This window comes from Pseudomonas sp. P5_B2 (assembly GCF_056400445.1).
On record NZ_JBFULH010001218.1, the window covers coordinates 1 to 845 of the forward strand.

At 59.1% G+C, this 845-nt stretch carries 1 protein-coding gene; it reads left to right on the top strand.

The annotated features are described in order from the left end of the window. Position 1 precedes the first annotated feature (1 nt). Positions 2-845 (top strand): CaiB/BaiF CoA transferase family protein (locus AC1DRJ_RS30325; RefSeq protein WP_477805359.1); only part of this gene is annotated, 844 nt, incomplete at its 3' end.

Consider the following 845-nt stretch of genomic DNA (forward strand, 5'->3'; position numbering starts at 1 on the left):
GGTGCTGGCCGGGCCTTGGTCCGGGCAGATCCTGGCGGACTTGGGCGCTGAAGTGATCAAGGTCGAGCGCCCGGGCAATGGCGATGACACGCGCGCCTGGGGGCCTCCTTTCCTTAAGGACGCCTACGGTGAGAACACCAGCGAAGCTGCTTATTACTTGTCAGCCAATCGCAACAAACAATCAGTCACCATCGACTTCACGCGTGCGGAAGGTCAGAAGTTGGTGCGGGAGTTGGCGGCCAAGTCGGACATCTTGATCGAAAACTTCAAGGTTGGTGGGCTGGCAGCTTACGGGCTGGACTATGAGTCTCTCAAGGCGATCAATCCGAATCTGATTTACTGCTCGATTACCGGGTTTGGTCAGACGGGGCCCTATGCCAAGCGTGCGGGCTATGACTTCATGATTCAGGGCTTGGGTGGCCTGATGAGCCTGACGGGGCGTCCGGAAGGGGATGAGGGTGCCGGGCCGGTAAAGGTCGGTGTGGCGCTGACAGACATCCTGACCGGTCTCTACTCGACGGTGGCGATTCTGGCCGCGCTTGCGCATCGGGATCACGACGGTGGCGGCCAGCATATCGACATGGCTTTGCTGGATGTCCAGGTCGCGTGCCTGGCCAACCAGGCAATGAACTACCTGACGACAGGCAACGCACCGAATCGCTTGGGCAATGCCCATCCGAACATTGTGCCTTATCAGGACTTTCCTACGGCGGATGGCGACTTCATTCTTACCGTGGGTAACGACGGTCAATTCCGCAAGTTTTCTGAAGTGGCGGGGCAACCGCAGTGGGCGGACGACCCGCGCTTTGCGACCAATAAGTTGCGGGTAGCGAATCGTGCTGTAT